This is a genomic window from Aeromonas sp. QDB39 (assembly GCF_027707585.1).
Taxonomy (GTDB): Bacteria; Pseudomonadota; Gammaproteobacteria; order Enterobacterales; family Aeromonadaceae; genus Aeromonas; species Aeromonas hydrophila.
Map to the genome: position 1 here is coordinate 63,395 of NZ_JAPCIV010000013.1, position 25,373 is coordinate 88,767.

At 60.6% G+C, this 25,373-nt stretch carries 23 protein-coding genes; 14 read left to right on the top strand and 9 right to left on the bottom strand.

The annotated features are described in order from the left end of the window. Nucleotides 1-52: 52 nt before the first annotated feature. The 6 genes from PG899_RS09540 (at nt 53) to PG899_RS09565 (ending at nt 4,068) form a co-directional block, all read left to right on the top strand. Entirely contained in the window at nt 53-610 is a 558-nt protein-coding gene (locus tag PG899_RS09540; RefSeq protein WP_017410581.1) for a DNA topoisomerase family protein, read from the top strand. 74 nt (nt 611-684) lie between these two features. Beyond that, nucleotides 685-1,188 carry a 5-(carboxyamino)imidazole ribonucleotide mutase gene (purE, locus tag PG899_RS09545; RefSeq protein WP_011704271.1) on the top strand — a complete coding sequence of 168 codons (504 nt, stop codon included), beginning with the start codon at nt 685-687 and terminating at the stop codon, nt 1,186-1,188. Nucleotides 1,189-1,322: 134 nt separating this feature from the next. After that, the gene (locus tag PG899_RS09550) at nt 1,323-1,883 is read left to right on the top strand and encodes a Sua5/YciO/YrdC/YwlC family protein (RefSeq protein ID WP_077095844.1); all 561 of its coding nucleotides are present in this window, start codon (nt 1,323-1,325) and stop codon (nt 1,881-1,883) included. 94 nt (nt 1,884-1,977) lie between these two features. Then, nucleotides 1,978-2,886 (top strand): oxygen-dependent coproporphyrinogen oxidase, encoded by a 909-nt coding sequence (hemF, locus tag PG899_RS09555; protein WP_077095843.1) that lies wholly within the window; start codon nt 1,978-1,980, stop codon nt 2,884-2,886. 103 nt (nt 2,887-2,989) lie between these two features. Further along, nucleotides 2,990-3,811: a shikimate dehydrogenase gene (aroE, locus tag PG899_RS09560; protein ID WP_077095842.1), complete on the top strand. Its 822-nt coding sequence runs from the start codon at nt 2,990-2,992 to the stop codon at nt 3,809-3,811. Continuing rightward, nucleotides 3,808-4,068: a DUF1488 domain-containing protein gene (locus PG899_RS09565; protein ID WP_016349082.1), complete on the top strand. Its 261-nt coding sequence runs from the start codon at nt 3,808-3,810 to the stop codon at nt 4,066-4,068. Before aroE ends, PG899_RS09565 begins: the two co-directional genes overlap by 4 nt. A gap of 791 nt (nt 4,069-4,859) precedes the next feature. On the opposite strand, the gene yihA is transcribed toward PG899_RS09565, so the two are convergent. Next, on the bottom strand, nt 4,860-5,510 hold the full coding sequence (yihA, locus tag PG899_RS09570) for a ribosome biogenesis GTP-binding protein YihA/YsxC (RefSeq protein ID WP_077095841.1): 651 nt from the start codon (nt 5,508-5,510) through the stop codon (nt 4,860-4,862). 142 nt (nt 5,511-5,652) lie between these two features. Between yihA and PG899_RS09575 the strand changes: the two genes are divergently transcribed. The 4 genes from PG899_RS09575 to hemN all read left to right on the top strand — a co-directional run bounded on the left by PG899_RS09575 (nt 5,653) and on the right by hemN (nt 9,530). Then, nucleotides 5,653-6,270 (top strand): c-type cytochrome, encoded by a 618-nt coding sequence (locus tag PG899_RS09575; protein ID WP_179101372.1) that lies wholly within the window; start codon nt 5,653-5,655, stop codon nt 6,268-6,270. An 828-nt stretch (nt 6,271-7,098) separates the two neighbouring features. Next, nucleotides 7,099-7,677: a Der GTPase-activating protein YihI gene (gene yihI / locus PG899_RS09580; RefSeq protein WP_179101371.1), complete on the top strand. Its 579-nt coding sequence runs from the start codon at nt 7,099-7,101 to the stop codon at nt 7,675-7,677. A gap of 11 nt (nt 7,678-7,688) precedes the next feature. Beyond that, the gene (locus tag PG899_RS09585; RefSeq protein WP_016349087.1) at nt 7,689-8,129 is read left to right on the top strand and encodes a DUF2489 domain-containing protein; all 441 of its coding nucleotides are present in this window, start codon (nt 7,689-7,691) and stop codon (nt 8,127-8,129) included. 27 nt (nt 8,130-8,156) lie between these two features. Next, nucleotides 8,157-9,530, top strand: a complete 1,374-nt coding sequence (hemN, locus tag PG899_RS09590) for an oxygen-independent coproporphyrinogen III oxidase (protein WP_077095838.1) — start codon at nt 8,157-8,159, stop codon at nt 9,528-9,530. Nucleotides 9,531-9,598: 68 nt separating this feature from the next. On the opposite strand, the gene add is transcribed toward hemN, so the two are convergent. From add to glnA, 5 genes are all read right to left on the bottom strand, one after another. Continuing rightward, nucleotides 9,599-10,600 (bottom strand): adenosine deaminase, encoded by a 1,002-nt coding sequence (gene add / locus PG899_RS09595; protein WP_077095873.1) that lies wholly within the window; start codon nt 10,598-10,600, stop codon nt 9,599-9,601. A 141-nt stretch (nt 10,601-10,741) separates the two neighbouring features. Beyond that, the gene (gene glnG / locus PG899_RS09600; protein WP_010635441.1) at nt 10,742-12,160 is read right to left on the bottom strand and encodes a nitrogen regulation protein NR(I); all 1,419 of its coding nucleotides are present in this window, start codon (nt 12,158-12,160) and stop codon (nt 10,742-10,744) included. A gap of 9 nt (nt 12,161-12,169) precedes the next feature. After that, nucleotides 12,170-13,225, bottom strand: a complete 1,056-nt coding sequence (gene glnL, locus PG899_RS09605; RefSeq protein ID WP_077095837.1) for a nitrogen regulation protein NR(II) — start codon at nt 13,223-13,225, stop codon at nt 12,170-12,172. Between the two features lie 80 nt (nt 13,226-13,305). Further along, entirely contained in the window at nt 13,306-13,887 is a 582-nt protein-coding gene (locus PG899_RS09610; RefSeq protein WP_011704283.1) for a DUF4124 domain-containing protein, read from the bottom strand. A gap of 91 nt (nt 13,888-13,978) precedes the next feature. Beyond that, entirely contained in the window at nt 13,979-15,388 is a 1,410-nt protein-coding gene (gene glnA, locus PG899_RS09615; RefSeq protein WP_011704284.1) for a glutamate--ammonia ligase, read from the bottom strand. Between the two features lie 351 nt (nt 15,389-15,739). Between glnA and typA the strand changes: the two genes are divergently transcribed. The 3 genes from typA to dtd all read left to right on the top strand — a co-directional run bounded on the left by typA (nt 15,740) and on the right by dtd (nt 19,114). Next, complete coding sequence (gene typA, locus PG899_RS09620) at nt 15,740-17,551, top strand: translational GTPase TypA (RefSeq protein ID WP_011704285.1); 1,812 nt, start codon at nt 15,740-15,742, stop codon at nt 17,549-17,551. 172 nt (nt 17,552-17,723) lie between these two features. Beyond that, on the top strand, nt 17,724-18,596 hold the full coding sequence (locus PG899_RS09625) for a virulence factor BrkB family protein (RefSeq protein ID WP_011704286.1): 873 nt from the start codon (nt 17,724-17,726) through the stop codon (nt 18,594-18,596). 80 nt (nt 18,597-18,676) lie between these two features. Beyond that, the gene (dtd, locus tag PG899_RS09630) at nt 18,677-19,114 is read left to right on the top strand and encodes a D-aminoacyl-tRNA deacylase (protein WP_049046762.1); all 438 of its coding nucleotides are present in this window, start codon (nt 18,677-18,679) and stop codon (nt 19,112-19,114) included. On the opposite strand, the gene PG899_RS09635 is transcribed toward dtd, so the two are convergent. Further along, nucleotides 19,103-19,780, bottom strand: a complete 678-nt coding sequence (locus PG899_RS09635) for a spermidine synthase (RefSeq protein WP_026080434.1) — start codon at nt 19,778-19,780, stop codon at nt 19,103-19,105. The two genes, dtd and PG899_RS09635, sit on opposite strands and share 12 nt — an antisense overlap. 173 nt (nt 19,781-19,953) lie before the next feature. On the opposite strand from PG899_RS09635, the gene PG899_RS09640 reads away from it, so the two are divergent. After that, nucleotides 19,954-20,862: a bifunctional GNAT family N-acetyltransferase/hotdog fold thioesterase gene (locus PG899_RS09640; protein WP_011704289.1), complete on the top strand. Its 909-nt coding sequence runs from the start codon at nt 19,954-19,956 to the stop codon at nt 20,860-20,862. 62 nt (nt 20,863-20,924) lie between these two features. On the opposite strand, the gene PG899_RS09645 is transcribed toward PG899_RS09640, so the two are convergent. Continuing rightward, entirely contained in the window at nt 20,925-22,991 is a 2,067-nt protein-coding gene (locus PG899_RS09645) for an AsmA-like C-terminal region-containing protein (protein ID WP_077095835.1), read from the bottom strand. Nucleotides 22,992-23,133: 142 nt separating this feature from the next. After that, nucleotides 23,134-25,203, bottom strand: coding sequence for an ATP-dependent DNA helicase RecG (gene recG / locus PG899_RS09650; protein ID WP_179101370.1), 2,070 nt, complete (start codon nt 25,201-25,203; stop codon nt 23,134-23,136). Nucleotides 25,204-25,373: the final 170 nt, after the last annotated feature.

Consider the following 25,373-nt stretch of genomic DNA (forward strand, 5'->3'; position numbering starts at 1 on the left):
CCCGGTGCCGCGCTGGTAGAATTCAGGTCATCTGGATTTCAAGGCGCGGCCCATGTCAAAAATCGATCATCACCTCTTTTCAGCCCACGAACATGCCTTCGAGCGCGAACCGTGCCCGCAGTGTGGGGCCGAGCTGGTGATCCGCCAGGGCAAGCATGGTCCCTTCCTCGGTTGCTCCGCCTATCCTGCCTGCGATTACATCCGCTCCCTGACTCCATCCGGTCGTGACATCGAGAAGGTGCTCGAAGGCTCGGCCTGCCCGGACTGCGGCCAGCCGCTGGCCATCAAGAAGGGGCGTTATGGCCTGTTTGTCGGCTGCACCCAGTACCCGGCCTGCCAGCACATCGAATCCCTGCAGGAGAGCGACGATACCCAGATCCTCTGCCCGGAGTGTGGCAAGGGGCACCTCATCAGCCGAACCTCCCGCTATGGCAAGCAGTTCTACTCTTGCGACGGTTACCCCCATTGCAAATATGTGGTGAATGACAAGCCGGTCCCCATGCCTTGCCCACAATGTGGCTGGGGTATCATGGTCGAGAAAAAGGTGAGGGGAGCACTGCGCTGGATCTGCCCGCAAAAGAAATGCGGCCACCAGAGCGAGCAGGTATAATCCGGCCGCCACAAGCGAATTGAAACGTTTTCGGCTAACTTCAACCCCCCACTTGGAGTAAGGAAATTCCCACCATGAATAAACCCTTTGTTGCCGTATTGATGGGCTCTGATTCTGATTTTCCGGTGATGCAGACCACCCTCGAGGTGCTCAAGTCATTCGATATCGCGGTAGAAGTGAAAGTGACCTCCGCACACCGTACACCGGCTGCGACTCATCAGTACGTGACCGACGCCGAAGCCCGTGGCTGCAAGGTCTTTATCTGTGCCGCCGGCCTCGCCGCTCACCTGGCGGGCGCAGTGGCAGGCATCACGACTCGTCCCGTGATCGGTGTGCCCATCGATGGCGGCCCGCTCAAGGGGCTGGATGCGCTGCTTTCCACCGTGCAGATGCCGGGCGGGGTGCCGGTGGCGACCGTGGCGATCGGCAAGGCCGGCGCCAAGAATGCAGGCTATCTGGCAGCGCAGATGCTGGCAGTGGCGGATGATGAACTGGCGGCCAAGGTGCAGGCCGAACGCCAGAAAAATGCCGACGAGGTACTGGCCAAGGATGCCGCCTTGCAGGCCCTGCTCAAGTAAGCTCCGAGACGGCAACCACCACCCCGTTCGCCATCAGCCTCTCGCTGGTCGATGAGGGAGGGGCGCCAGGGTCGCCGTTCCGTAGGCTCAATGTTAATCAATGATGAGGCGACAGCCCGGCTGTCGCATTTTTTATGCCCAATGAATTTGAACTTGCAGTTGCTGCCCTCCAGCGCGATGGGGTGATTGCCTATGCGACCGAGGCGGTATTTGGCCTGGGTTGTGATCCTGACTCCGAGTCGGCGGTACACCGTCTGCTGGCGATCAAGCAACGCCCGGTGGAGAAGGGACTGATCCTGATCGCTGCCGATCTGGCTCAGTTGCAGGATTACATCGATCTGGACCAGCTCACTGACGAGCAGCTGGCCCGGGTGGAAGCGAGCTGGCCTGGTCCCTTCACCTGGATCATGCCGGCGCGCAGCAATACCCCCGCCTGGCTGACCGGTCAGTTCACTACCCTGGCGGTGCGTGTGACGGCCCATCCGCAGGTACAAGGGCTGTGTCGTGCCTTTGGCAAGCCGCTGGTCTCTACCAGTGCCAACCTGACGGGTGAAGAGCCGGCCCGCCGGGTGGCGGATATCGGCGAATTGTTGGCGAGTCAGCTGGCCTATATCCTGCCCGGCGAAGTGGGGGGGCAGGCCAATCCGTCCGAGATCAAGGATGCCAGAACCGGCGCCATCATCCGCCCCTCTTGAACCGCTCGGAGAGCGGCAATGCGGATCGGCTTAGCCCATCCGGCGACATCACAATAATGGGGTCAGGCGACGATCCTGGCTGACTGGAGACAAGATGAGCAAACCGGATGTGGCCCAGGTCAAGGCCTTCCTGCTGCAGTTGCAGGACGAGATCTGCCGTGGTCTGGAACTGACCGACGGCGTCGGACACTTTGTGGAAGATGCCTGGCGCCGTGAAGGAGGTGGCGGTGGCCGCACTCGCGTGCTGCGTCACGGTGCGGTGATCGAGCAGGGAGGGGTCAACTTCTCCCACGTTCATGGCGATGCCATGCCTGCCTCGGCAACGGCCCATCGGCCGGAACTGGCGGGCCGCCGGTTTGAGGCCATGGGGGTGTCGCTGGTGATCCACCCACACAATCCGTATGTGCCGACCAGCCACGCCAATGTGCGCTTCTTCATCGCCGAGAAAGAGGGGGAGGAGCCGATCTGGTGGTTTGGTGGCGGCTTCGATCTCACCCCGTTTTATCCGTTCGAAGAGGACGTACGGCATTGGCATCAGGTCTCCTTCGATCTTTGTCAGCCGTTCGGCACCGATATTTATCCCGAGTTCAAATCCTGGTGTGATCGCTACTTCTTCCTCAAGCACCGGGACGAGACACGCGGCGTCGGCGGCCTCTTCTTCGATGATCTGAATCGCTGGTCGTTTGCCGACTGTTTCGCCTTTATGCAGGCGGTTGGCAAGGGCTATCTCGATGCCTACCTACCGATTGTCGAACGCCGCAAGGGGCTGGCTTATGGCGAACGGGAGCGGGAATTCCAGCTCTATCGTCGTGGCCGCTATGTGGAGTTCAATCTGGTGTATGACCGTGGCACCCTGTTCGGTTTGCAGACAGGCGGGCGTACCGAATCGATCCTGATGTCGATGCCGCCGCTGGCGCGCTGGGAATATGACTGGCAGCCGTCCGCGGGCAGCCCGGAAGCATTGCTCTACACTGACTACCTCAAACCGCGCGAGTGGTTGTGACCAGAGGGGCCATGATGGCCCCTTCTTATTGGCCGATATTCGGCTTGTTCCTGAGTGCGAAAACCCGTTAAATCGGGAGATTGCCCTCTGAAGGAACTCTTTGATGGATCGTTATCTGGTTTTTGGCCACCCGGTGCGCCACAGCAAATCTCCCTTTATTCATACCCTGTTTGCCAGACAAACCCAGCAGGAGCTGGAATATGGTCTGGCCGAGCCTGCCGTCGAAGAGTTCGCCACTAGTCTGAGAGACTTCTTTGCCCAAGGTGGCAAGGGATGCAATGTCACCGTCCCCTTCAAGGAGCAGGCATTCGCCCTGGTCGATCGACTGAGTCCTCGGGCCCGGCGGGCGGGGGCAGTCAACACCATCAAGCTGACCGATGATGGCGTACTGCTGGGTGACAACACAGATGGTGCCGGGTTGGTGGCCGATCTCAAGGCGCATGGTGTGGCACTTGCCGGCAGCAGGATCCTGCTGCTGGGGGCGGGAGGCGCTGCGCGCGGTGCGCTGGCTCCGCTGCTGGCCGAGCAACCCGAGGCCTTGGTTATCGCCAACCGTACTCACGCTAGGGCGGAGCAGCTGGCTGCTGAGTTTCGCGATCTGGGGGCGGTCAGTGCCCAGACCTATGAGCAGCTGGGCGACCATTTCGATCTGATCATCAACTCCACCTCCGCCAGTCTGCAGGGGGAGTTGCCGCCGCTCCCTCCGGCGCTGATCCATGCCGATATCGCCATCTACGACATGATGTATGGCGCGACCGATACCCCCTTTATCGCCTGGGCCAAGGGGCAGGGGGCTCGTCAGACCGTAGACGGCCTCGGCATGCTGGTGGAACAGGCAGCAGAAGCCTTTACCGTGTGGCGAGGAATCCGGCCAGGGACTAAACAGGTATTGAGAGAACTGAAACGAAATCTGGGGACCCTATGAACCAAGGCATCTTGTTTCCCGAGCTGGCCGACTGGCAAGCGCACGAACAGCGGATCCACTTCCCTGCCCAGCAGATGGGGGCGCTGGTGGATTGCTACATCAGTCGCCGGCGTCTGGAGAAAATGACCGGGCTCTCCCTCGCCAGAGAGGAAGACATCCTGCGAGCCTTCGAAAGCGTGCGCTTTGACATCGAGGAGATTGCTGAAAAACTCATTGAGGAACAAGAGTTTGCAGAAGATGGAGCCATCTACCTCTGATTTTTTCAAGTTTTTTCTCAAAGCAGCGGAACTTGCGCCAAGTTGTGCTGACTAACTAGATAGTTGAGGAAGTGCTAGCTAGTCACCTTTATAACTCCCCGGTATTCGTACTGGGGATTTTTTTATCTATATGAAAAATAACATAATTTATGTAATTCATTTTTCGTGAAACTTAATTACATAAATTACTTTCACTTTCTGCTGCTTTGCTATACAGTTAGCAACGTAGGGTACAGAGGTAAGATGTTCTATCTTTCAGACCTTTTATTTCACGTAATTGAATGTGGCTGAATAGCGACCCCGGTGAGTCATCATCGGGGTGTTTTTTTATGGGTTGCGTTTAGAGCAAATGCTTTAATGTTGGCGAATGTTTGTTAGAATGAAGGGGCTTCTTGAGGAAAACCAGTCGTCTTTGTTCTCAAGATTTAGCTTCTTCCCAATTTTTGAACTGATTGTTTAAGGCCGGTACTGCATTTGCAGAACCGGCCTCATTTTTATCCTTTCCATTGACTGCTTTGTAATAAAATTTCACTTTGGTACTTATTTGGTGAGGAAACGCCCCCGCCGGCATCTATTTTTGAAAACGTTGCCAATGGGATTAAAAGTTAATTGTTATATAGAATTAACTATTTATCCCATTGATAAAAATGGTGTTTCAATAACTCATCGTAGGGAGTGGGCGATGTCACTGGCGAGAGGGGGTTATGGCAAGCAGACTGAAAGCCTTTCAATCAGCGGAGGAGCTGCTCCGCTAATTGCAGGGTTTGGTTGTGGTGTATACAGGACGTAGCTTACTCCTCGAGCGGTGCTGGCTCATCGTCAGCCATTTCATCGGCGCCTGCGAGATACCAGCCAGTCAGCGTCTGTGCCAGTTTTTCGACCCCGATCTGGGTCAGGGAAGAGAAGGCTTCCACCTGGATCTGCGGACCCAGCTCGGCTACGGCCTGACGTACCTTGATGACCTGATTGTTGCGCGGACCTGGGCTCAGCTTGTCGGCCTTGGTCAGCAGCAGCATGACCGGCAGTTTGCGGTGAGAGCTCCACTCCAGCATATTCATATCGGTATCTTTGAGCGGATGGCGGATGTCCATCAGGATCACCAGACCTTTCAATGACTCACGACGCTGCAGATATTCCGCCAGCGACTTTTGCCACTTGAGCTTCATTTCCAGCGGAACCTGCGCATAACCGTAGCCAGGCAGGTCGACCAGACGCTTGCCCGGTTCCAGCTCAAACAGGTTGATCAGCTGGGTGCGTCCCGGCGTCTTACTGGTGCGAGCCAGGTTCTTGTGCTTGGTCAAGGTATTCAATGCAGATGACTTACCGGCGTTGGAACGGCCGGCAAACGCAATCTCGACACCCCCATCATTTGGCAGGTGACGGATGTCGGGTGCGCTGGTCACAAAATGCACCTTATTGAAATTCAGAGTTTGTGTATCCAACGTAAATTCCCCATAGAGATAGAGGGTTATAGAGTTACTTTTTTGTGAAATCGTGTAAAATGGCGTCGCTTAAACGCGTTTATTTTAACATGCCTTCAGCGGCATGGGATCTGGAAGCCTAATAACGAGAAGTTGGAACGCCATGAAGAACCTAGTCATTACTCTTGCTCTGATGGTTGGCGTAACGGGGATGGCACAAGCCAAGGGCGATGCCGCTGCGGGACAAACCAAGGCTGCCGTTTGCGCGGCTTGTCATGGACCGGACGGCAACAGCCTAGTCGATATGTACCCCAAGATTGCTGGTCAGCACGCATCATATATCAAAAAGCAGTTAGTTGAACTGAAGGCTGCAGCTTCTGGTCAAACTGGCCGGGTTGCTCCCATCATGGGGCCGATGGCGCTTCCCCTGTCTGAACAGGACATGGAAGACCTGGCAGCCTACTTCTCCAGTCAGAAGGTGACGCCGCTCGCGGTACCCGATGACGCCGTCGCTGCAGGCAAGGCGCTGTACATGGGAGGGGACATGAGCCGTGGTCTGGCTGCCTGTACTGCCTGCCATGGTCCGCGTGGATCGGGCGTCGAGCAGGCCAAGTATCCGAGCCTGTCCGGCCAGCATCCTGCCTACATCAAGGCCCAGCTCACGGCCTTTAGGACCGCTGCCCGTGACAACGACCCGAACAGCATGATGCGGGACGTTGCCAAGAAGCTGACCGATCAGGATATCGAAGTACTGTCCAAATATGTGGCAGGTCTGCACTGATCAAGCCGGATGATATTATCTCATTGATATTGACGAGGAGCCGCCGGCTCCTCGTTTCTTTTTGGTCTTTAACACCATTTGGCCAATTTTTTCTCGCATTGTTGTAAGAGATCTCCCATTCATCAGCCTGGCCAGGGCTTAAACATTTTTAGAAAAATGCTTAGTAATTCATTAATTTCAATATGTTAAATGACAATAAGTCGTTTATCTCCGTTTGAAAACGTTCCTGATGGATTGAGTCACTTTATTAAATTGATACAGTGGATGCATGGAATGGCCCACGCGGCGGTTCACGACCGGGATGTCGTGAAGACAGGATGTCGATGAGGCAGGATGCCAAGGGCCACGCGAGTGGCAGGCAATGGATTGAAAGACCAGGATGGTGACCGTTCAGGAAGAGCGGGGCTGCGGGAAGCAATCACCCCAGAAGATGACCGGACGTCGTCTGCATGGGTCAGGCAAGCACACGCACATTCAGGATCGACCAATTAAGGTCAGGATGACCATACACAAAGATATGATGCGCAGATGTATCACCATGGACAGGGTGATTTGCAGCCAGGGATGGGACTCGCATAAACATATCAAGGCAGCTTCGGCTGCCTTTTTTCTTTTGGGTCATTAACCCGCTTGGTCATTCTGTGTCAAAATACCAGCAACATGCCCAGAGGATGCCGATCCTGCGGTATTCGAAGGCCATTTATGGCCGGATTGGTGCGGGATCCCGCTTTGTTTCTAATCCATCGTTCCCCGTGTCAGCATCCTCTTCCGGACCTTTTCGAACCGGAAACGGGTTTCAATCCAGTTATTTGTCGGAGTCATTCATTCATGTCGGCTAAACAACCCAATCGCAAACCTGCCGGTAAGCGCAAAGAATCAGATGCCAGTGCCCAGGAAGGCCGTGAGCGCAAACGCGCCGCCAAGCGCAAGGGCTTGAAGGCAGGATCCCGCCAGCAGGTCGAGCAGGCCGGCAAGAAGAGTGGCACCAAACAGGCCAAGGATCCGCGCATCGGTTCCCGCAAGCCGGTTGCCCTGATCGTGGAAGAGAAGAGCAGCAAGCCGGTCGCGCCCAAGCAGGTCAAAGAGAAGAAGCTGGTGATGACGCCGGAGCAGGAGCTGGCCTCCATCGAGAATGATGATCGCCTGAATGACCTGCTGGATCGGCTCGATGCCGGTGAGACCCTGGAAGCAACCGAGCAGGCCTGGGTTGATCAGCGGGTTGACCGCTATCAGGAGCTGATGGACGAGCTTGGCATCATCGACACTGATGATGACGAAGACGAGGCTGATTTTGATGAGGCCAACTTTGACGAGCCGGGCCAGCCAGCCTCCGAAGAGGAGCTGTGGGATCGTTTCACCCAGGTCGACTATCAGCCAGAGCCCAAGCCTGAGCCGAAGAAAAAGTGATGAGTGGATGGATGCTGGCCGCCTTGTTGGGCGGCCTGATTTTGTTGGGGCTGGCGTGGTATGCCGGTACCTTGCTGGCACGTCTCAAGCGCCAGCACGACAGTCAGCAGCAGGCTATCGCGGCCCGCAATGAACGGATCCTCGAGAGTGTCAGGGTCATTGCCCATGCGGTACGGGATGGTCAGTGCGACTACTCCGAGGGCGCCATCCGGCTGACCAATCTGCTGGATGCGTTGCAGATCAAGGGCGGTCGCGCCTTTGCCGGCGAATTTCCGGGTTTGTACGGTCTCTACGAGAAGGTGAAGGAGATGCCGACTCATGAGGCGAGACGGGCCCTCAAACGCAATGAAGTAATGAAGATGGATCTCGAACGCAGTGGCTATGAGGCCGAGCTGGAGGCGCAGATCCTCGAGGATGTGGCCAGACTGAAGGATTTTCAGTTAAGCCGGTGAGCCGATAACAAAAAAGAGGAAGCAAGCGTGCAAGCAGAACAGATTGTGTGGGATCAGGCCCTGATCGAGAAATATAACTACAGCGGTCCGCGTTACACCTCCTATCCCACTGCGCTGGAGTTCAACGAGGGTTTCGGTTATCCGGACTTCGTCCAGGCCGCGAGCCAGTATCCGGCGCGCAACCTGTCGCTCTACGTGCATATCCCCTTCTGTCACAAGCTCTGCTACTACTGCGGCTGCAACAAGGTGATCACTCGTCACCGCCACAAGGCCGATCAATACCTCGATTTCCTCGAGCAGGAGATCAAGGCGCAGGCCCCGCTGTTCAAGCAGCGGCTGGTGACCCAGTTGCACTGGGGCGGCGGCACTCCCACCTATCTGGATGAACCCCAGACTCGCCGACTGATGGCCATGTTGCGGGAGCATTTCCACTTCGCCGAAGAGGGCGAAATCAGCATCGAGGTGGATCCGCGGGAGATTGAGCTCTCCATGCTGGACGTGCTGCGGGAAATCGGCTTCAACCGCATCAGCCTCGGCGTGCAGGATTTCAACAAGGAGGTCCAGGTCGCGGTCAACCGCGAGCAGGACAACGACTTCATCCGCGCCATGCTGGAACGGGCTCGCGAACTGGGCTTTCGTTCCACCAACCTGGATCTCATCTACGGCTTGCCGCACCAGAACCGGGAGAGCTTCCATCACACCCTGGAAGAGGTGCTCAAGACCGAGCCGGCCCGTCTCTCCATCTTCAACTATGCCCACCTGCCCAGCCGTTTTGCCGCTCAGCATAAGCTGAAAGAGGCGGACATGCCGGCGCCGCAGGAAAAACTGGCCATGCTGCAGGACACCATCGCCTTCCTGACCGGCCGTGGTTATCAGTTCATCGGCATGGATCACTTCGCCAAGCCGGACGACGAGCTGGCGGTGGCCCAGCGTGAGGGCAAGCTGCACCGCAACTTCCAGGGCTATACCACCCAGGGGGATTGTGATCTGCTGGGGCTGGGGGTCTCCTCCATCAGCATGATCGGCGATGCCTATTCCCAGAACCAGAAAGAGCTCAAGGCCTACTATGGCCAGGTGGAAACGCTGGGGCATGCCCAGTGGAAGGGGTGCTCTCTCAATCAGGACGACCTAATCCGCCGCGAGGTGATCAAGCGCCTCATCTGCGATTTTCGCCTGAACTTTGCCGCCGTCGAGCAGGCCCATGGCCTGGCGTTCAGGGAGTACTTCGCGGAGGATCTCAAGCTGCTGCAGACCTTCATCGATGATGGCCTGGTGCGCATGACCGAAGAGGGGCTGGAGGTGGTCTCCACCGGTCAGCTGTTGATCCGCAACATCTGCATGTGCTTCGATGTCTACCTGCGGAGCAAGGCGCGCCAGCAGCAGTTCTCCCGGGTGATCTAAGCCGGTCGATGTCGTTGGGAAATAAAAAAACCGCCTCTCAGCGGTTTTTTTATTGGGCTTGCCCCTGCTCAGCGCTGGGCGGCGCGGGCGCTCAACTCGGCCTTCTCGGTATCGCTCAGGAAGGCCAGGGTCAGGCCGTTCTGCTGGGCGGTGCGGATCTCGCTCACCGTCATGCCGGCAGCCGGGGCCGCCACCTCGTATTCGTGGGGCAGGTCGATGCCTTCCACCGCCGGGTCGTCGGTGTTGAGGCAAGCCAGCACGCCGGCGGCCAGGAACTGGCGGATCGGGTGCTCGGTCAGGCTCGCCACCGTGGTGGTCTGAACGTTGGAGGTGAGGCAGGACTCGATGCCGATGCGGTGCTCGGCCAGATAGGCCATCAGGGCCGGATCCTGAACGGCTTTGACGCCGTGGCCGATACGTTCGGCACCCAGCTCGCGAATGGCCTGCCACATGCTCTCGGGGCCGGCGGCTTCACCGGCGTGCACGGTGACGCGCATGCCAGCATCACGCACCCGGCGGAAGTGGTCGGTGAACAGCTCGCCCGGGAAGCCCAGCTCGTCGCCGGCCAGATCGATGGCGACCAGCCGATCACGATGGGCCAGGCAGGCATCCAGTTCTTGCTTGCACTGCTCGGTGCCGAAGGTGCGGCTCATGATGCCGATCAGGTTGGTCTTGATGCCGAAGTCGCGGCTGCCAGCCGCCACGCCGTCGATGATGGCTTCGACCACGCCCTGCGGGTGCAGCTTGTGGGCCATTGCCATGTAGGCCGGGCTGAAACGCAGTTCGGCATAGTCGATGCCGGCGCGCAGCAGGTCTTCCACATTCTCGTAGGCGACCCGGCGGCAGGCGTCGTAATCGGCCAGCACGGCCACGCCCCAGTCCAGCTTTTTGAGGAAGGCGACCAGGCTCGGTTCATTCTCGACGATCTGCACATGGGGGCGCAGCGCCTCCAGCTCGAAGGCGGGCAGTTGGATGTTGTGCTGACGGCCCAGCTCGAGGATGGTCTGCGGGCGGATGTTGCCGTCCAGATGGCGGTGCAGGTCGGTCAGGGGAAGAGATCTGTCAATCATGATGGCGCCTTCTTCGAGTCGGGTGTGAAAGCCTGCCATTCTAGGCAGGGATCTCAAAAAAGATACCCCGTTTGAAATCAAACGGGGTCTTATTGGCCGGCGATTTGCCAAGGCGTGATGGGAATCGTTTTTCCCAAGGACTCAGGAGAGGTCGAGTTCCTTCAGCTTGCGGGTGAGGGTGTTGCGCCCCCAACCGAGCAGGCGGGCCGCTTCCTGTTTGTGACCATGGGTATGGTCCAGCGCGGTTTCCAGCATGATCCGCTCGAACTGGGGCAGGGCATCGGCCAGGATGTCGGTCTCCCCCAGCGCCAGCTTGGCGGCGACCCAATCCTGCAACTGCTGCTGCCAGCCGCCGGACAGGGCCGGCTGACCCGGTTCGGCGGTGCTGGTGATGGGGGTCAGCAGCTCGGTGGGTAGATCGCTCACCAGCACCTCCTGGCCCGAGGCCATCACGGTGAGCCAGCGGCAGACGTTCTCCAGCTGGCGCACGTTGCCCGGCCAGGGCAGGCGGCTGATGTAGGCCTGGGTATCCGGATGCAGACTTTTGGCCTCCACGTTCAGCTCCTTGGCTGCCCGCAGCAGGAAGTGCTGGGCCAGCTGGGGAATGTCCTCGCGGCGCTCCTTGAGGGCGGGAATGTGGATCCGGATGACATTGAGGCGGTGGAACAGGTCTTCCCGAAATTCACCGTCGGCCACCCGCTTCTCCAGATTCTGGTGGGTGGCGGCGATGATCCGCACATCCACCTGCACCGGCTGATGGCCGCCAACCCGGTAGAACTGGCCGTCGGCCAGTACCCGCAGCAGCCGGGTCTGCACATCCAGCGGCATGTCGCCTATCTCGTCGAGAAACAGGGTGCCGCCGTCGGCCTGTTCGAAGCGGCCGTGGCGAATGTTGTTGGCGCCGGTGAAGGCTCCCTTCTCATGGCCGAACAGTTCCGATTCGATGAGATCTTTCGGGATGGCGGCCATGTTGAGGGCGATGAAGTTCTTGTGGGCGCGCGGGCTGTGCTTGTGCAGGGCGTGGGCGACCAGCTCCTTGCCGGTGCCGCTCTGGCCGTTGATCAGCACCGAGATGCTGGAGCGCGACAGCCGGCCGATGGCGCGGAACACCTCCTGCATGGCCGGCGCCTCGCCGATGATCTCCGGGCTGCTGGCCGGATCCTGCTGGCGTGCCTTGCGTTTGGTGCGCTGCTCCTTGAGGTGATTCTCGGCGCGGCGCACCAGGGTTACCGCCTCGTCGATGTCGAACGGTTTGGGCAGGTATTCGAAGGCACCGCGCTGGTAGGCGTTGACCGCGCTGTCGAGATCCGAGTGGGCGGTCATGATGATGATGGGCAGATCGGCCTGGCGGCGATGGATCTGCTCAAGCAGGCTGAGGCCGTCGATGCCGGGCATGCGGATATCGGAGAGGATCACATCTGGTGAGCGCATTTCCAGCGAGCTCAGCAGCGCCTCGCCATCGGCGAAGCTCTCGCACTCGAAGCCTTCACTGCCGAGGGTGCGCTCCAGCACCCAGCGGATAGAACTGTCGTCATCGACGATCCACACTTTTGCTGTCATGACGTTCCCTTATTTGCGAAGCGGTAGAAAGATGGTGAATTCGGTGTGGCCTGGCCAGCTGATGCAGTCGATCCGCCCCTTGTGCTGGTCGATCAGGTTCTGGGCGATGGAGAGGCCGAGCCCGGTGCCCCCTTCCTTGCCGGTGATCATCGGATAGAAGAGGGTGTCGCGGATGGCATCCGGGATGCCGGGGCCGTTGTCGATGATCTTGATCTCGGCCGCTAGGCGGTAGCGCTGGCCGTGGATGGTGATCTGGAACGCGGTGCGGGTCTTGATGCGGATGAGGCCGGTCTGCTCGCCGATGGCCTCGGCGGCGTTGCGCACCATGTTGAGAAAGGCCTGCTGCAGCTGGTCCGACTCCATCTCGAATTCCGGGATGCTGGGATCGTAATCCCGCTCAATGCGCACCGTTGGCGGCAGCTCCAGCTCTACCAGCCGACGCACCTGCTCCAGCACCGAGTGCACGTTGTGCATCTGGTGACGACCCGGGCGCTGGGGGCCGAGCAGCCGATCGACCAGCACCCGCAGCCGGTCGGCCTGTTCGATGATGATGCCGGTGTATTCGCGCAGGGCGGGGTCGGGCAGCTCCTTTTGCAGCAGTTGGGCCGCGCCGCGCAGACCGCCGAGGGGATTCTTGATCTCGTGGGCCAGGCCGCGCACCAGCTCCTTGGCCGCCTGTTGCTGGGCATGCTGCTGCAGCTCCTGGCTGATCTTCTTCTGCTGGTCGATCTTGCGCAGCTCCACCACCATCAGCCGCTGCTCATGATCGGCCAGTGGGCTGACGCTCATCTCCACCAGTCTGGGCTCCCCTTCCACCACCAGGGTGACTTCACTGTCGGTGAAGCCCTGCCCCGAGCTGAGGCACTGCTTGAGCCGCTGCAGATCGAGGGAGATATGTTCCAGCAGGTGGGGCAGTTCGATACCGATCAGCCGGCGCTGACTGAGGGAGAGCAACTGCTCGGCGGCCGGGTTGACGAACTGGATGCAGAGCCGTTCATCCATCAGGATGACGGCGGTCAGCAAGTTATCGAGCAGTATCTTGGCTTGATCCGGGCGGGTTGGCACAGGTTTCTCCCTAAAACGGTGCTATACACCAGCAATGCACCAATGTGGTGCATTTAGTCTACCCGTATCGAGGCACAGGATCACCCCTTGTTGTTGAGGGGGGTCACTTTGGGTGCAGGATTGATGCTGGCCCGGTGCAGGTAGAAGGTGACTGGCTTGGATTTAGCAAGGATCGTACCGTCTTTGGCGAGCAGCTCGAGTTGGGCCTCGTGGGCACCGCGATCGAGGTTTTCGACCCGAATGGCGAGCGAGTTTTTAACGATGGGGGCAGCCTTGCCGTCCAGGGTCAGGCGCACATCGTACTGGGTCGGCGGTTGCGGGCTGATCTGACCCTGAAACACCACGTTGCCGGTGTTGTCGCGTAGGGTGCTGCCCTGTTCCGGGGAGAGCAGTTCGATCACCAGCTTGGCCGCTTCCTTCTCTTTCTTGGCATCGACGCCGGTGAGGCTGTTGAAGTTGTCAACTTGCACCGAGCGGGGTGAACTGCCGATGAAGGGGGCGACGCGCAGATCGACCTCCTTGGCTTTCTGGCCGGGGGGAGGGGCATCCGTATAGTGAACGACCCCCTGGCTGTCGGTCCAGGAGTATACCTTGGCAGCCTGGGCGCCGGTGGCGACCAGCAGCAACAGGCTCAGCATCCATACTGGGTTGGCGTTTTTCATCCATCTCTCCTTGACGGGATTTTGCTTAATCCTATCAGAGAAAAAACCCGCCTGTCGGCGGGTTTGGTCAAGTTCTGAGCTGGCTTCCGGATTAAACGGAGTAGTACAGTTCGAACTCCAGCGGATGCGGGGTCATGCGCACGCGGTCAACGTCCTGCTGCTTCAGCTCCAGGTAGGAGTTGATGAAGTCGTCGCTGAATACGCCGCCGCGGGTCAGGAACTCGCGATCCGCATCCAGCGCAGCCAGGGCTTCGTCCAGAGAGCCGGCCACGGTCGGCACTTCGGCTGCTTCTTCCGGCGGCAGGTCATACAAGTTCTTGTCCATGGCATCGCCCGGATGGATCTTGTTGATGATGCCGTCCAGACCGGCCATCAGCTGAGCTGCGAAGGCCAGGTACGGGTTGGCAGCCGGATCCGGGAAGCGGACTTCGATGCGGCGAGCTTTCGGGCTCGGCACTACCGGGATACGGATGGAGGCAGAGCGGTTGCGGGCAGAGTAGGCCAGCATGACCGGTGCTTCATAACCCGGTACCAGACGCTTGTAGGAGTTGGTGGTCGGGTTGGCGAAGGCGTTGATGGCCTTGGCATGCTTGATGATGCCGCCGATGTAGTGCAGCGCCATCTCGGACAGACCGCCGTACAGGTCGCCGGCGAACAGGTTGACGCCGTTCTTGGCCAGGGACTGGTGGCAGTGCATGCCGGAGCCGTTGTCACCGAACATGGGTTTCGGCATGAAGGTGACGGTCTTGTTGTAGGCGTGGGCCACGTTGTGGATCACGTACTTCAGCACCTGCACTTCATCCGCTTTCAGGGTGAGGGTGTTGAAACGGGTCGCGATCTCGTTCTGACCGGCAGTCGCCACTTCGTGGTGGTGAGCTTCAACGACCTGGCCCATCTCTTCCAGCACCAGACACATGGCGGCACGGATATCCTGAGAGGAGTCAACCGGTGCAACCGGGAAGTAGCCACCCTTGACGAAAGGACGGTGACCCTTGTTGCCGTGCTCGTAATCGGTACCGGAGTTCCAGGCGGCTTCTTCGGATTCGATCTTCACGAAGCTGTGGCCCATGGTGTTCGAGAAGGTGATGTTGTCGAACATGAAGAATTCCGGCTCCGGCCCGAACAGCACGGTGTCAGCGATGCCGCTGGACTTCAGGAAGTCTTCGGCACGCTTGGCGATGGAGCGCGGATCGCGGTCGTAGCCCTGCATGGTAGCCGGTTCCAGCACGTCACAGACGATGTTCAGGGTGGTCTCTTCGGTGAACGGATCCAGTTTGGCGGAGGCCGCATCCGGCATCAGCACCATGTCTGATTCGTTGATGCCCTTCCAGCCGCCGATGGAGGAACCATCGAACATCTTGCCGTCTTCGAAGAAATCTTCGTCAACCTGATGGGAAGGGATGGATACGTGCTGCTCTTTACCCTTGGTGTCGGTAAAGCGCAGGTCGACAAACTTGACTTCGTGTTCCTGGATCAGGGCCAAAACGTTCTGGGCTGACATGCTAAGTAACCTCCGGTGTTAAAACTCTTAGGGTGAATGCGTCATCACATTCACATAAGCCAGTATCGTGCCAAGTTTGTGACAGCTTGATTTCAGGGCATTTGGGGCTATCAGCCAGCCCTGAGACCCGCCATCTCAGCGCGTTACGCCTCAAAGTAGTGCATCCATGGATCGTTTTGGTGCACTAAAATGGTGCGCGTTATACGGTCAGCCCCCATCTAAGCAGGCTTTGATCGGAAGGTCTATGATCCTGATCCCCTGTTGTGCGCGAATGTACTGCAATTCTGCTAGGCAGATCACAAAGGCGAGAGTACAATTAGCGCCCAATTTTACCCGGTGATTGAGGCGAGAATGTTAGAGAATTTACGCAATATTGCGATTATTGCGCACGTTGACCACGGCAAAACGACTCTGGTTGATAAGCTGCTGCAGCAGTCCGGCACCCTGGACCGCTCCACGGAAGGCCAGGAACGGATCATGGACTCCAATGATCTGGAACGGGAACGTGGCATCACCATTCTCGCCAAGAACACTGCGATCCGCTGGAACGACTACCGCATCAACATCGTTGATACCCCGGGTCACGCCGACTTCGGTGGTGAGGTAGAGCGCGTACTGTCCATGGTTGACTCCGTGCTGCTGCTGGTTGACGCCGTTGATGGCCCGATGCCGCAAACCCGTTTCGTGACTCAGAAGGCATTCGCCCAGGGTCTGAAGCCGATCGTGGTCATCAACAAGATCGACCGTCCGGGTGCTCGTCCTGACTGGGTAATGGATCAGGTATTCGATCTGTTCGACAACCTGGGTGCCACCGACGAACAGCTGGACTTCAAAGTTGTTTACGCCTCTGCACTGAACGGTTGGGCCACCATGGATCAGGACGTTGAGTCCGATAACATGGAACCCCTGTTCCAGGCCATCGTTGACAACGTGGAAGCGCCCAAGGCTGATGCCGACGGTGGTTTCCAGATGCAGATCTCCCAGCTGGACTACAACTCCTATGTTGGCGTCATCGGTATCGGCCGCATCACCCGTGGTCGCGTCAAGACCAACCAGCAGGTCACCATCGTCGGTGCCGACGGCAAGTCCCGTACCGGCAAGGTCGGTCAGGTGCTGGGTTATCTGGGTCTGTCCCGTACCGAAGTGGCCGATGCGCAAGCTGGCGACATCATCGCCATCACCGGTCTGGGCGAGCTGAAGATCTCCGACACCATCTGTGACAACGGCGCCGTTGAAGCGCTGCCGCCGCTCTCCGTTGACGAGCCGACCGTGAACATGACCTTCCAGGTCAACACCTCACCGTTCGCCGGCAAAGAGGGCAAGTTCGTGACCTCCCGCAACATCCTGGAGCGTCTGAACCAGGAGCTGGTCCACAACGTGGCCCTGCGCGTGGAAGAGACCGATGATCCGGACAAGTTCCGTGTCTCCGGCCGTGGTGAACTGCACCTGTCCATCCTGATCGAAAACATGCGTCGCGAAGGTTACGAGCTGGCGGTATCCCGTCCGGAAGTTATCCTGCGCACCGTAGACGGCGTTCTGCAAGAACCGTTCGAAACCGTTACCGTGGACGTGGAAGAAGCGCACCAGGGTTCCGTGATGGAGCAACTCGGCCTGCGTAAGGGCGAGATGACCAACATGACCCCGGATGGCAAAGGCCGTGTTCGCCTTGACTTCATGATCCCGAGCCGTGGCCTGATCGGCTTCCAGACCGAGTTCATGACCCTGACTTCCGGTACCGGTCTGCTGTACCACACCTTCGACCACTACGGTCCGCATAAGGGTGGCAGCATCGGCGAGCGTCAGAACGGCGTGCTGATCTCCAACGCTACCGGCAAGGCGCTGACCTATGCCCTGTTCGGTCTGCAAGACCGCGGTCGTCTGTTCATCGGTCACGCGACCGAAGTGTACGAAGGCCAGGTGATCGGTATTCACTCCCGTTCCAACGACCTGACCGTGAACTGCCTGAAGGGCAAGCAGCTGACCAACATGCGTGCCTCCGGTACCGACGAAGCCCAGGTGCTGACTCCGCCGATCCGCATGTCGCTGGAACAGGCTCTGGAGTTCATCGACAACGACGAACTGGTTGAAGTCACTCCGAAGAGCATCCGTATCCGCAAGAAACTGCTGACCGAGATGGATCGCAAGCGCGCCGGTCGTGCTTGATATCTGTTCATCGACAGACAGAGAGAGGCCTTCGGGCCTCTTTTTTATGCCTGCTCGCCGCGGGCAGGCGGCTGCAGGTGCCGGTGCGAGTCGTACCCGGCCGGCCCATGGGTGGTCAAATGACCATGCTATCTGACACAATGTCTGCACTATGAAGACGTTGGGAGCGACAATGCAGCAGAAATTCGGCGGCCGTCTTGGCCATGCCCTCTCTTTTTTACGCCACGATGGTGGCCATTTTGCCCAGTTCGTCTGGGGCCGTTTCCAGCAGGACAGGCTGACGGTCACCGCCGGCTATCTGGCCTATGTGACCCTGCTCTCCCTGGTGCCCATGATCGCCGTGGTATTCGGCATGATGTCGGCCTTTCCGGTGTTTCAGAGCCTGAAGCAGGCGATGGAGCAGTTCGTCTATCACAACTTCGTGCCTACCGCTGGCGAGATGCTCAAGGAGTACATCGATGGCTTCGTGGCCAACGCTACCAACACCACGGCAGTCGGTATCGGCGCCTTGATCGTGGTGGCGCTGATGCTGATATCGGCCATCGACAAGAACCTCAACTACATCTGGCGCTCCACCCAGAGCCGGCCACTGGCCCAGGCATTTGCCATGTACTGGATGATCCTGACGCTGGGGCCCGTGCTCATCGGGGCCAGCATCGCCATCTCCTCCTACATTTTCTCGCTGCGGCTGTTCGGGGCCGAGAGCCTGTTCGGCATCGGCTATCTGTTGCTGCGCGGCCTGCCGTTCCTGTTCTCGGTACTCACCTTCCTGCTGGTCTATACCGTGGTGCCCAACTGCAAGGTGCGGCTGATGCACGCCTTCATCGGGGCCCTAGTGGCGGCCACCCTGTTCGAGCTGGCCAAGCGCGGTTTTGCCATCTACATCACCAACTTCCCCTCCTATCAGGCCATCTATGGCGCGCTGGCGACCATCCCCATCCTGTTTGTCTGGGTTTACCTGAGCTGGCTGGTGGTCTTGCTTGGCGCGGAAACCACCGCCTGTCTTGGTGAATATGAGCGACCGGGTGCCGATGAGTTGGCCTGATCCGGTCCCTTGCTGTTAGCATCGACGACCGCCCCCGTCAGCAGATGGGGGCGGTCGTTTTGTTTTGAGAGGAGAGGGATGTGATTGCACTGATTCAGCGGGTCAGCGAGGCCAGCGTAACGGTAGAGGGCGAGGTGACCGGGGCCATCGGCCAGGGTCTACTGGTGCTGCTCGGGGTGGAGCAGGGGGATGACGAGGCCAAGGCCGACAAGCTGCTGCACAAGGTGAGCGGTTACCGCATCTTCTCCGATGAGAATGGCAAGATGAACCTCAACGTAAGCCAGGCCGGCGGCAGCCTGTTGGTGGTCTCCCAGTTCACCCTGGCGGCGGATACCAACAAGGGGATGAGACCCAGCTTCTCCGGCGGCGCCAATCCGGTCGAGGCCGAGCGGCTGTACGACTACTTCGTGGCGCAGGCCGCTGCCAGCGGCATCCCGACCGCCACCGGCCGCTTCGCTGCCGACATGAAGGTGGCGCTGGTCAACGACGGCCCGGTTACCTTCTGGCTACAGGTCTGACGCCAGCTCGTAGCGGGGGGCTGTGTGCAGCAGGACGTTGCGCAGCCCCGGCACCGGGTAGGGGGTGGTGGGGCCGACCCACTGCTCCAGCAGCATCAGCACCCGGGTCAGCTCGAGACGGGTGCGCGGCAGCAGGTTGATGATGAGCTCGCCGTTCAGGCGGGGGGCCAGCGCCTGATAAATGCGCTCCTGGAACAGCAGGGGCGGGTTGCCGTCCTGGCTGAACAGGTCGAGCAGAATGAGGTCGTACTGCGCCTCGCTCTGTTCCAGAAAGGCGAGGGCATCGGCCTGGTGCAGGGTTGGCGTGCGCTGTGGGTGTTGGTCGGGCTGAAAGAACAGCTGATAGAGGGTGATAACCTCTTCATCGAGGTCGACGCACTCGTGACGGGCATCGGGCCAGCGCTGGTGCAGATGGCGGGTGAGATCGCCGCCCCCCAGCCCCAGCTCGAGGATGCTGCCGGCCTGTTCGGGTAGTAGACAGGCGATCACCTGCTGGTGCGGCAGGCAGAGGGTGGCGGGCTCGGCCAGGGACATGGCCGACTGCACCACGCCGTCGATCTCCAACCAGCGATGATGGGCATTTTCCTGTACGGTGAGCCGACGCTGGGGCTTGGCGCTGAGGTGCAATAAGTGGTCGGCTTGGTACGCTTGCAGATTGAAGTCCATGAATTTGCACGGCAAGATGGTTTTCGACCAGTGTAACTCAAGGATGGAACTATGTACCGGGTGGTCACCCCCCAGACGGCAGCCGAACCGGATGCCCATTATCAGTTGAGCTGGGAGGCATGGGTGCGCAAGCCCTTCCGTCTGTCCGTCGGCGCTAACTCAAGGATCGCTTTATGTACCGGGTAGTCACTCCTCAAACGGCCGCCGAGCTGGACGCTTACTACCAGTTGCGCTGGGAACTACTGCGTAAACCCTTCAATCTGCCCGTCGGTTCCGAGCGGGATGAATACGATACCGTCGCCATTCACCGGCTGATGCTGGCCCCCGACGGCACGCCCATCGCGGTGGGGCGGCTGTTTGTCGGCGGTGACGAGGCCCAGATCCGCTTCATGGCGCTGCGCCCCGAATTTCGTGGTCAGGGGCTGGGTGCCCGCATGGTGGAAGATCTCGAACAACTGGCCCGCAGCGAGAAGGTGAAGCGGCTGGTGATGAATGCCCGCCAGGAGGCGGTGGAGTTCTACCGCAAGTGCGGCTTTCTCGAGGTGGGGGAAGGCCCCGTCTCCTTCGGTCGCATCCCGCACCGCCAGATGATCAAGTCCCTGAGCCCGCTGCAGACCATCCAGTACCGGCCGGAGTGGTGCCAGGATCTCACTACCCGTTGGTCGCGCGGCATTCCCATCAGCGAGAAGATGGGGGTGCACATCACCCACTACGACGGCCAGACCTTCCACCTCAAGGCCAATCTGGCGGCCAATCTCAACGTGCACGACACCATGTTCGCCGGCAGCATCTACAGCCAGTGCGTGCTGGCGGGATGGGGCCTGATCTGGCTGCAGCTCAAGGAGGCGGGGCTGGTGGGGGATACAGTGCTGGCGGAGGGCAACATCAAGTACTATCGGCCGGTCAAGGAGGAGCCGGAGGCGCGGGTGGCGCGCGAAGGCATGCCCGCCGTGCTCGAGCCGCTCAAGGCTGGCGAATCTGCCAAGTTCAGCCTCAAGATCAAGCTTTTCAGCGGCGACAAGCTGGCGGCCGAGTTCCTCGGTCACTACGTGGTGCAGCCGGTGAAGCGGCCGGGCCAGTAGCCCCGCGCTGGTTCCCATCAAGCAACAAGGCCTCATCACGAGGCCTTGTTGCTTTCTGTCGGCTAGCCGTTGGCCGCCTGTGCGGCCTGGGCTTTCGGCGCCGGTCGCCAGAGCGGGCTGCTGTTGCCCTGGGGTGGGTAGCGTACGCCGGTCTCCCAGCCACAGCCGTCCGGTTTTTGCTGGAAGCCCCAGCTGAGGGTCGGCTCGGCGAGCGGCCCGCGCCACTGGCCGAGCAGCTCGGCGCAGTGCTGGCCGTTGAGGACGCCCAGATCCAGCTGCCACTGCTCATTGACCAGATCGACGCTGCCCTGCACCCCCAGCAGGTGGGTGATGGTGGAAGCGCCGGCCTGCTCGATCTTCAGCTGGCCTTGCGCCACCTTGCCCTGCAGCTTGATGCGATAGAAGGGGGTGTCGCCCTCCTGCATCGCCTGCCAGAGCTCGCCCGGGCTGAGGGTTGGCGCCGCCACCTGCTTGAACCACTGATCCAGCAGCGGATCTATCTTCACCTTGTCCCAGAACGGCTCGGTGGCATCGAGCGCAATGTTTCCCTGCAGGGAGCTGCGCCAGGCGCCCGGAGTGCCGCCGTGCAGCGCCTGCAGATCGGCGCTCAGATCCATCTTGCCGGCGAAGGAGACGGGGGAGTGGAGGATCTTGCCCCACTGCACCAGATCCAGTTTCTCGCCCTTGAGCTGCAACCGGCTGGTCTGGCCCGGCTCGCGCCCCCACTGGCCGCTCAGGCTGAGGCTGCCTTCATCCGGCAGCGAGCTGGTGAGCTTGTTGAGCTGCCAGGAGCCGGCCGTCAGCTCGCCATCCAGCTCGCCGTTGCGGGCACTGAGGCCGTCCCACACCAGTTCGAACCAGGCGCTCTCGAGCCGGGCCCGGCCCAGCAGCGGCCCCGGCTGGTTGCCGCGCAGGCTGAGATCGGTCAGGTAGAACTGCCAGCCGGTCAGCGACAGGGGCAGGGTATCGTCGAAGGAGAGCACCTTGAGCTTGTCGAAGGCCAGCTTGCGGATGTCGATCTGCTGCGGGCGCCAGCGCTGCCAATCCTGCCACCACCCTTCCGGCAGGCTGATGTCCATGCCGCTCAGCGCCATGTCCTTGAGGGTCAGCTTCTGCTGCAGGGGATCGAGGGAGAGCTCCAGGTTGAACTCCCCTTCATAGGCCTTGCCCTGCAGCTCGGCATCCAGCTGCTGGGGCGAGAAGGCGACCTTGCCCTGAATGGCCTCCAGCTGGAACAGGCCACGGCCGAGATCGCCGAGGGTCCCCGAGAAGTAGCCGCTGGGCGTGCTGCCGGCTTGCCAGTTGAAGGCGGTCAGCTGGCCGTTGAGGTTGTTGAGGGCCAGCTCCTGCTCGATGTCGTTGAAGCTGAGATCCCGGATCTGGCCGAGATCCAGGCTGACCTGGCGCAGGGGGGATTCGGCTTTGGCAAGAGTGCCCCACTCGATGCGCATGCCCTGGGTCTTGAGGTTGTTCAGCCGCAGGCTGCGGGCGGGCCAGTCCAGCACCATGCCGGTTTCGAGCAGACCGTCGAACAGGTTGGCGGTCAGCTTGTCGGTACTCAGTACCTGCCCCTCCAGCCGGCCGGCCAGATTGAGACGGGAGAGGGCCCAGGCCGGGGTCGCCAGCTCATTGATGTTGAGAGTCAGGTTGGCCTGGGGCGGGCGCACCGGATTGAGCAGCTGCCAGTCGCTCAGGGTGGCGTTGAGGCCGCGCAGGGTCAGCCCGTCGCTCTCCAGGCTGAGCCGGTCGATGGTGCTGTCGGCGATGGTGAGAGAGTGCACCGGCAGGCTCGGCAGCTGGTTGGGCAACGGCAGCTTGATGGCCGGGCGAATGAGATCGAGATGGGCGATGCGCACGTCCCGGCTCAGCCAGTCGATGCTCTCTATCTCGAGATAGATCTTGTCGAGGGTCACGGCATTGCCGTAACTCACCTGCTCTGCCAGCAGGGTGTAGGGATGAAGCGGGTTGAACACCAGCCGGCCTATGGTGACCGGCACGCCGGTCTGCTGGCTGAGCCAGCCGGCGATGGGCCCCTTGGCCCGCTCGGCGTCGAACAGACCGAGCCCGACCCAGACAAAGAGCAACAGGAAGGCAAGGGTGTAGAGCAGGCCGCGCAGCCAGGAATTCATCAGTACTTTCCTCCTGTTTCTGTTGCTTGGTCAGGCATTGGAGTAGTGATCCCGCAGGCCGAGCCAGCGGCGAATCAGCGGCTCGACATGGCTCGGGTGGCGGTCCATCAGGCAATGTGACCATCTTCTGCATCTGCCTTGGTCAAGCATTGGAATAGTGATCCCGCAGGCCGAGCCAGCGTCGTATCAAGGGTTCGACATGGCTCGGGTGGCGGTCCATCAGGAAGCGCGCCATCTTCTGCACCTGCGGGATGAGCGGCTGATCCCGTACCAGATCGGCGATCTTGAGGTCAGCCAGACCGGTCTGGCGGGTGCCGAGCAGTTCCCCCGGGCCGCGCAGCTCCAGATCCCGCTGGGCGATGAGGAAGCCGTCGTTGGTCTCCCGCAGCACCCCGAGCCGGCTCTGGGCCGTCTTGGACAAGGGGGCATGATAGAGCAGCACGCAGTGGGAGGCCACCGAGCCACGCCCGACCCGGCCGCGCAGCTGGTGCAGCTGCGCCAGCCCCAGTCGCTCCGGGTTTTCGATGATCATCAGGCTGGCGTTGGGCACGTCCACCCCCACCTCGATGACGGTGGTGGCGACCAGCAGCTGCAGTATGCCCGCCTTGAACTCCTCCATCACCCGCTGTTTCTCGACCGGCCGCATCCGGCCGTGCACCAGCCCGATGTGCAGGCCGGGAAGCAGGTTCTGCAGCTCGGCGGCGGTGTCCTCGGCGGCCTGGCACTCCAGCACCTCCGACTCCTCGATCAGGGTGCAGACCCAGTAGGCCTGCTTGCCCTCTTCGCAGGCCAGTCTGACCCGTTCGATCACGTCCTGGCGGCGGCTGTCGGGCAGCGCCACCGTGGTGATGGGGGTACGGCCCGGCGGCAGCTCGTCGATGATGGAGGTATCGAGGTCGGCATAGGCGGTCATCGCCAGGGTGCGGGGGATGGGGGTGGCGGTCATGATCAGCTGATGGGGATGTACCCCCTCCCGCTCCCCTTTTTCCCGCAGGGCGAGCCGCTGATGCACGCCGAATCTGTGCTGTTCATCGATGATGACCAGGGCGAGGCGCTGGAATACCACCTGCTCCTGGAAGATGGCGTGGGTGCCCACCACCATCTTGACGCTGCCATCGGCGATGGCGGCCAGCGCTTCTTCTCGTGCCTTGCCTTTCTGCTTGCCCGCCAGCCAGCCGACCCCGATGCCGAGCGGTTCCAGCCACTTGGCGAAGTTGATGGCGTGCTGCTCGGCCAGCAGCTCGGTCGGCGCCATCAGCCCCACCTGACAGCCGTTGCCGATGGCCTGCAGGGCGGCCAGCGCCGCGACCAGCGTTTTACCTGAGCCCACGTCCCCCTGCACCAGCCGCATCATGGGATGGCTCTGTTGCAGATCTCGGCCGATCTCCGCCACCACCCGGTTCTGGGCGCCGGTGGGGGTGAACGGCAGGGCGTCGAGCAGCTGTTCTACCAGCGCCGGCGCCGGTTTGAGGGCGCGAGCCAGCTGGGTTTGTGCTTGGGCCCGCACCTTCAAGACCGAGAGGTTGTGGGCCAGCAGCTCTTCCAGCACCAGCCTCTGCTGGGCCGGGTGCTGGCCGCTCTCGAGCAGGGCCAGCGCCACCGAGGGGGGTGGACGGTGCAGCAGCTTCAGGGCCGCGGCCAGATCGATCTGCTGGGGATAGAGGCCGGCAGGCAGCAGCTCCTCTACCCCGTAGAGGTCGAGCTGGGCCAGCGCCTGATCGGTGAGGCTGCGCAGGGTGAGCTGGCGCAGCCCTTCGGTGGTCGGGTAGACGGGGGTGAGCGCCTCTTCGGTCTGGCCGGCCTGCTCCTCGCCGAGCAGCTTGTACTCGGGGTGGGCCATCTCCAGCCCGTATTTGCCGGGGCGCACCTCGCCGAAGCAGCGCATCAGCCGGCCCGGGCTCAGGCTGTTCTTCTGGGCAGCGGTGAAGTTGAAGAAGCGCAGGGTGAGGGTGCCGGTGCCGTCGCTGATGCGGCAGACCAGCATGCGGCGACGCCCCATCACCAGCTGAGTGTCCTGGATCTCCCCCTCGACGGCGCCGTGCAGGCCGGGCGGCAGATCACCGATGGGCCACACCTGGGTGCGGTCCTCGTAGCGCAGGGGGAGGTGGAACAGCAGATCCTGCACCGTGGCCAGCCCCAGCCGCTCGAGCTTTTCCTGCATCTTGCTGCCGACGCCCTTGAGGCTGTCGAGGGAGATTTTATCCAATTTCATCAATTAGATGCCCGAAAACACTGTAAATATGTCCAGATGATAGGGTTTATTGCTGTCTCGACGCAAGCCGCGTCGTGCGGTTGGGGCTCGGCTGGTGGGGGTTGGGCCCCCAATGACAAGGGCCTGCCGATGTGCGGCAGGCCCTTGTGAGGATACCCGAGTGCGCGAGG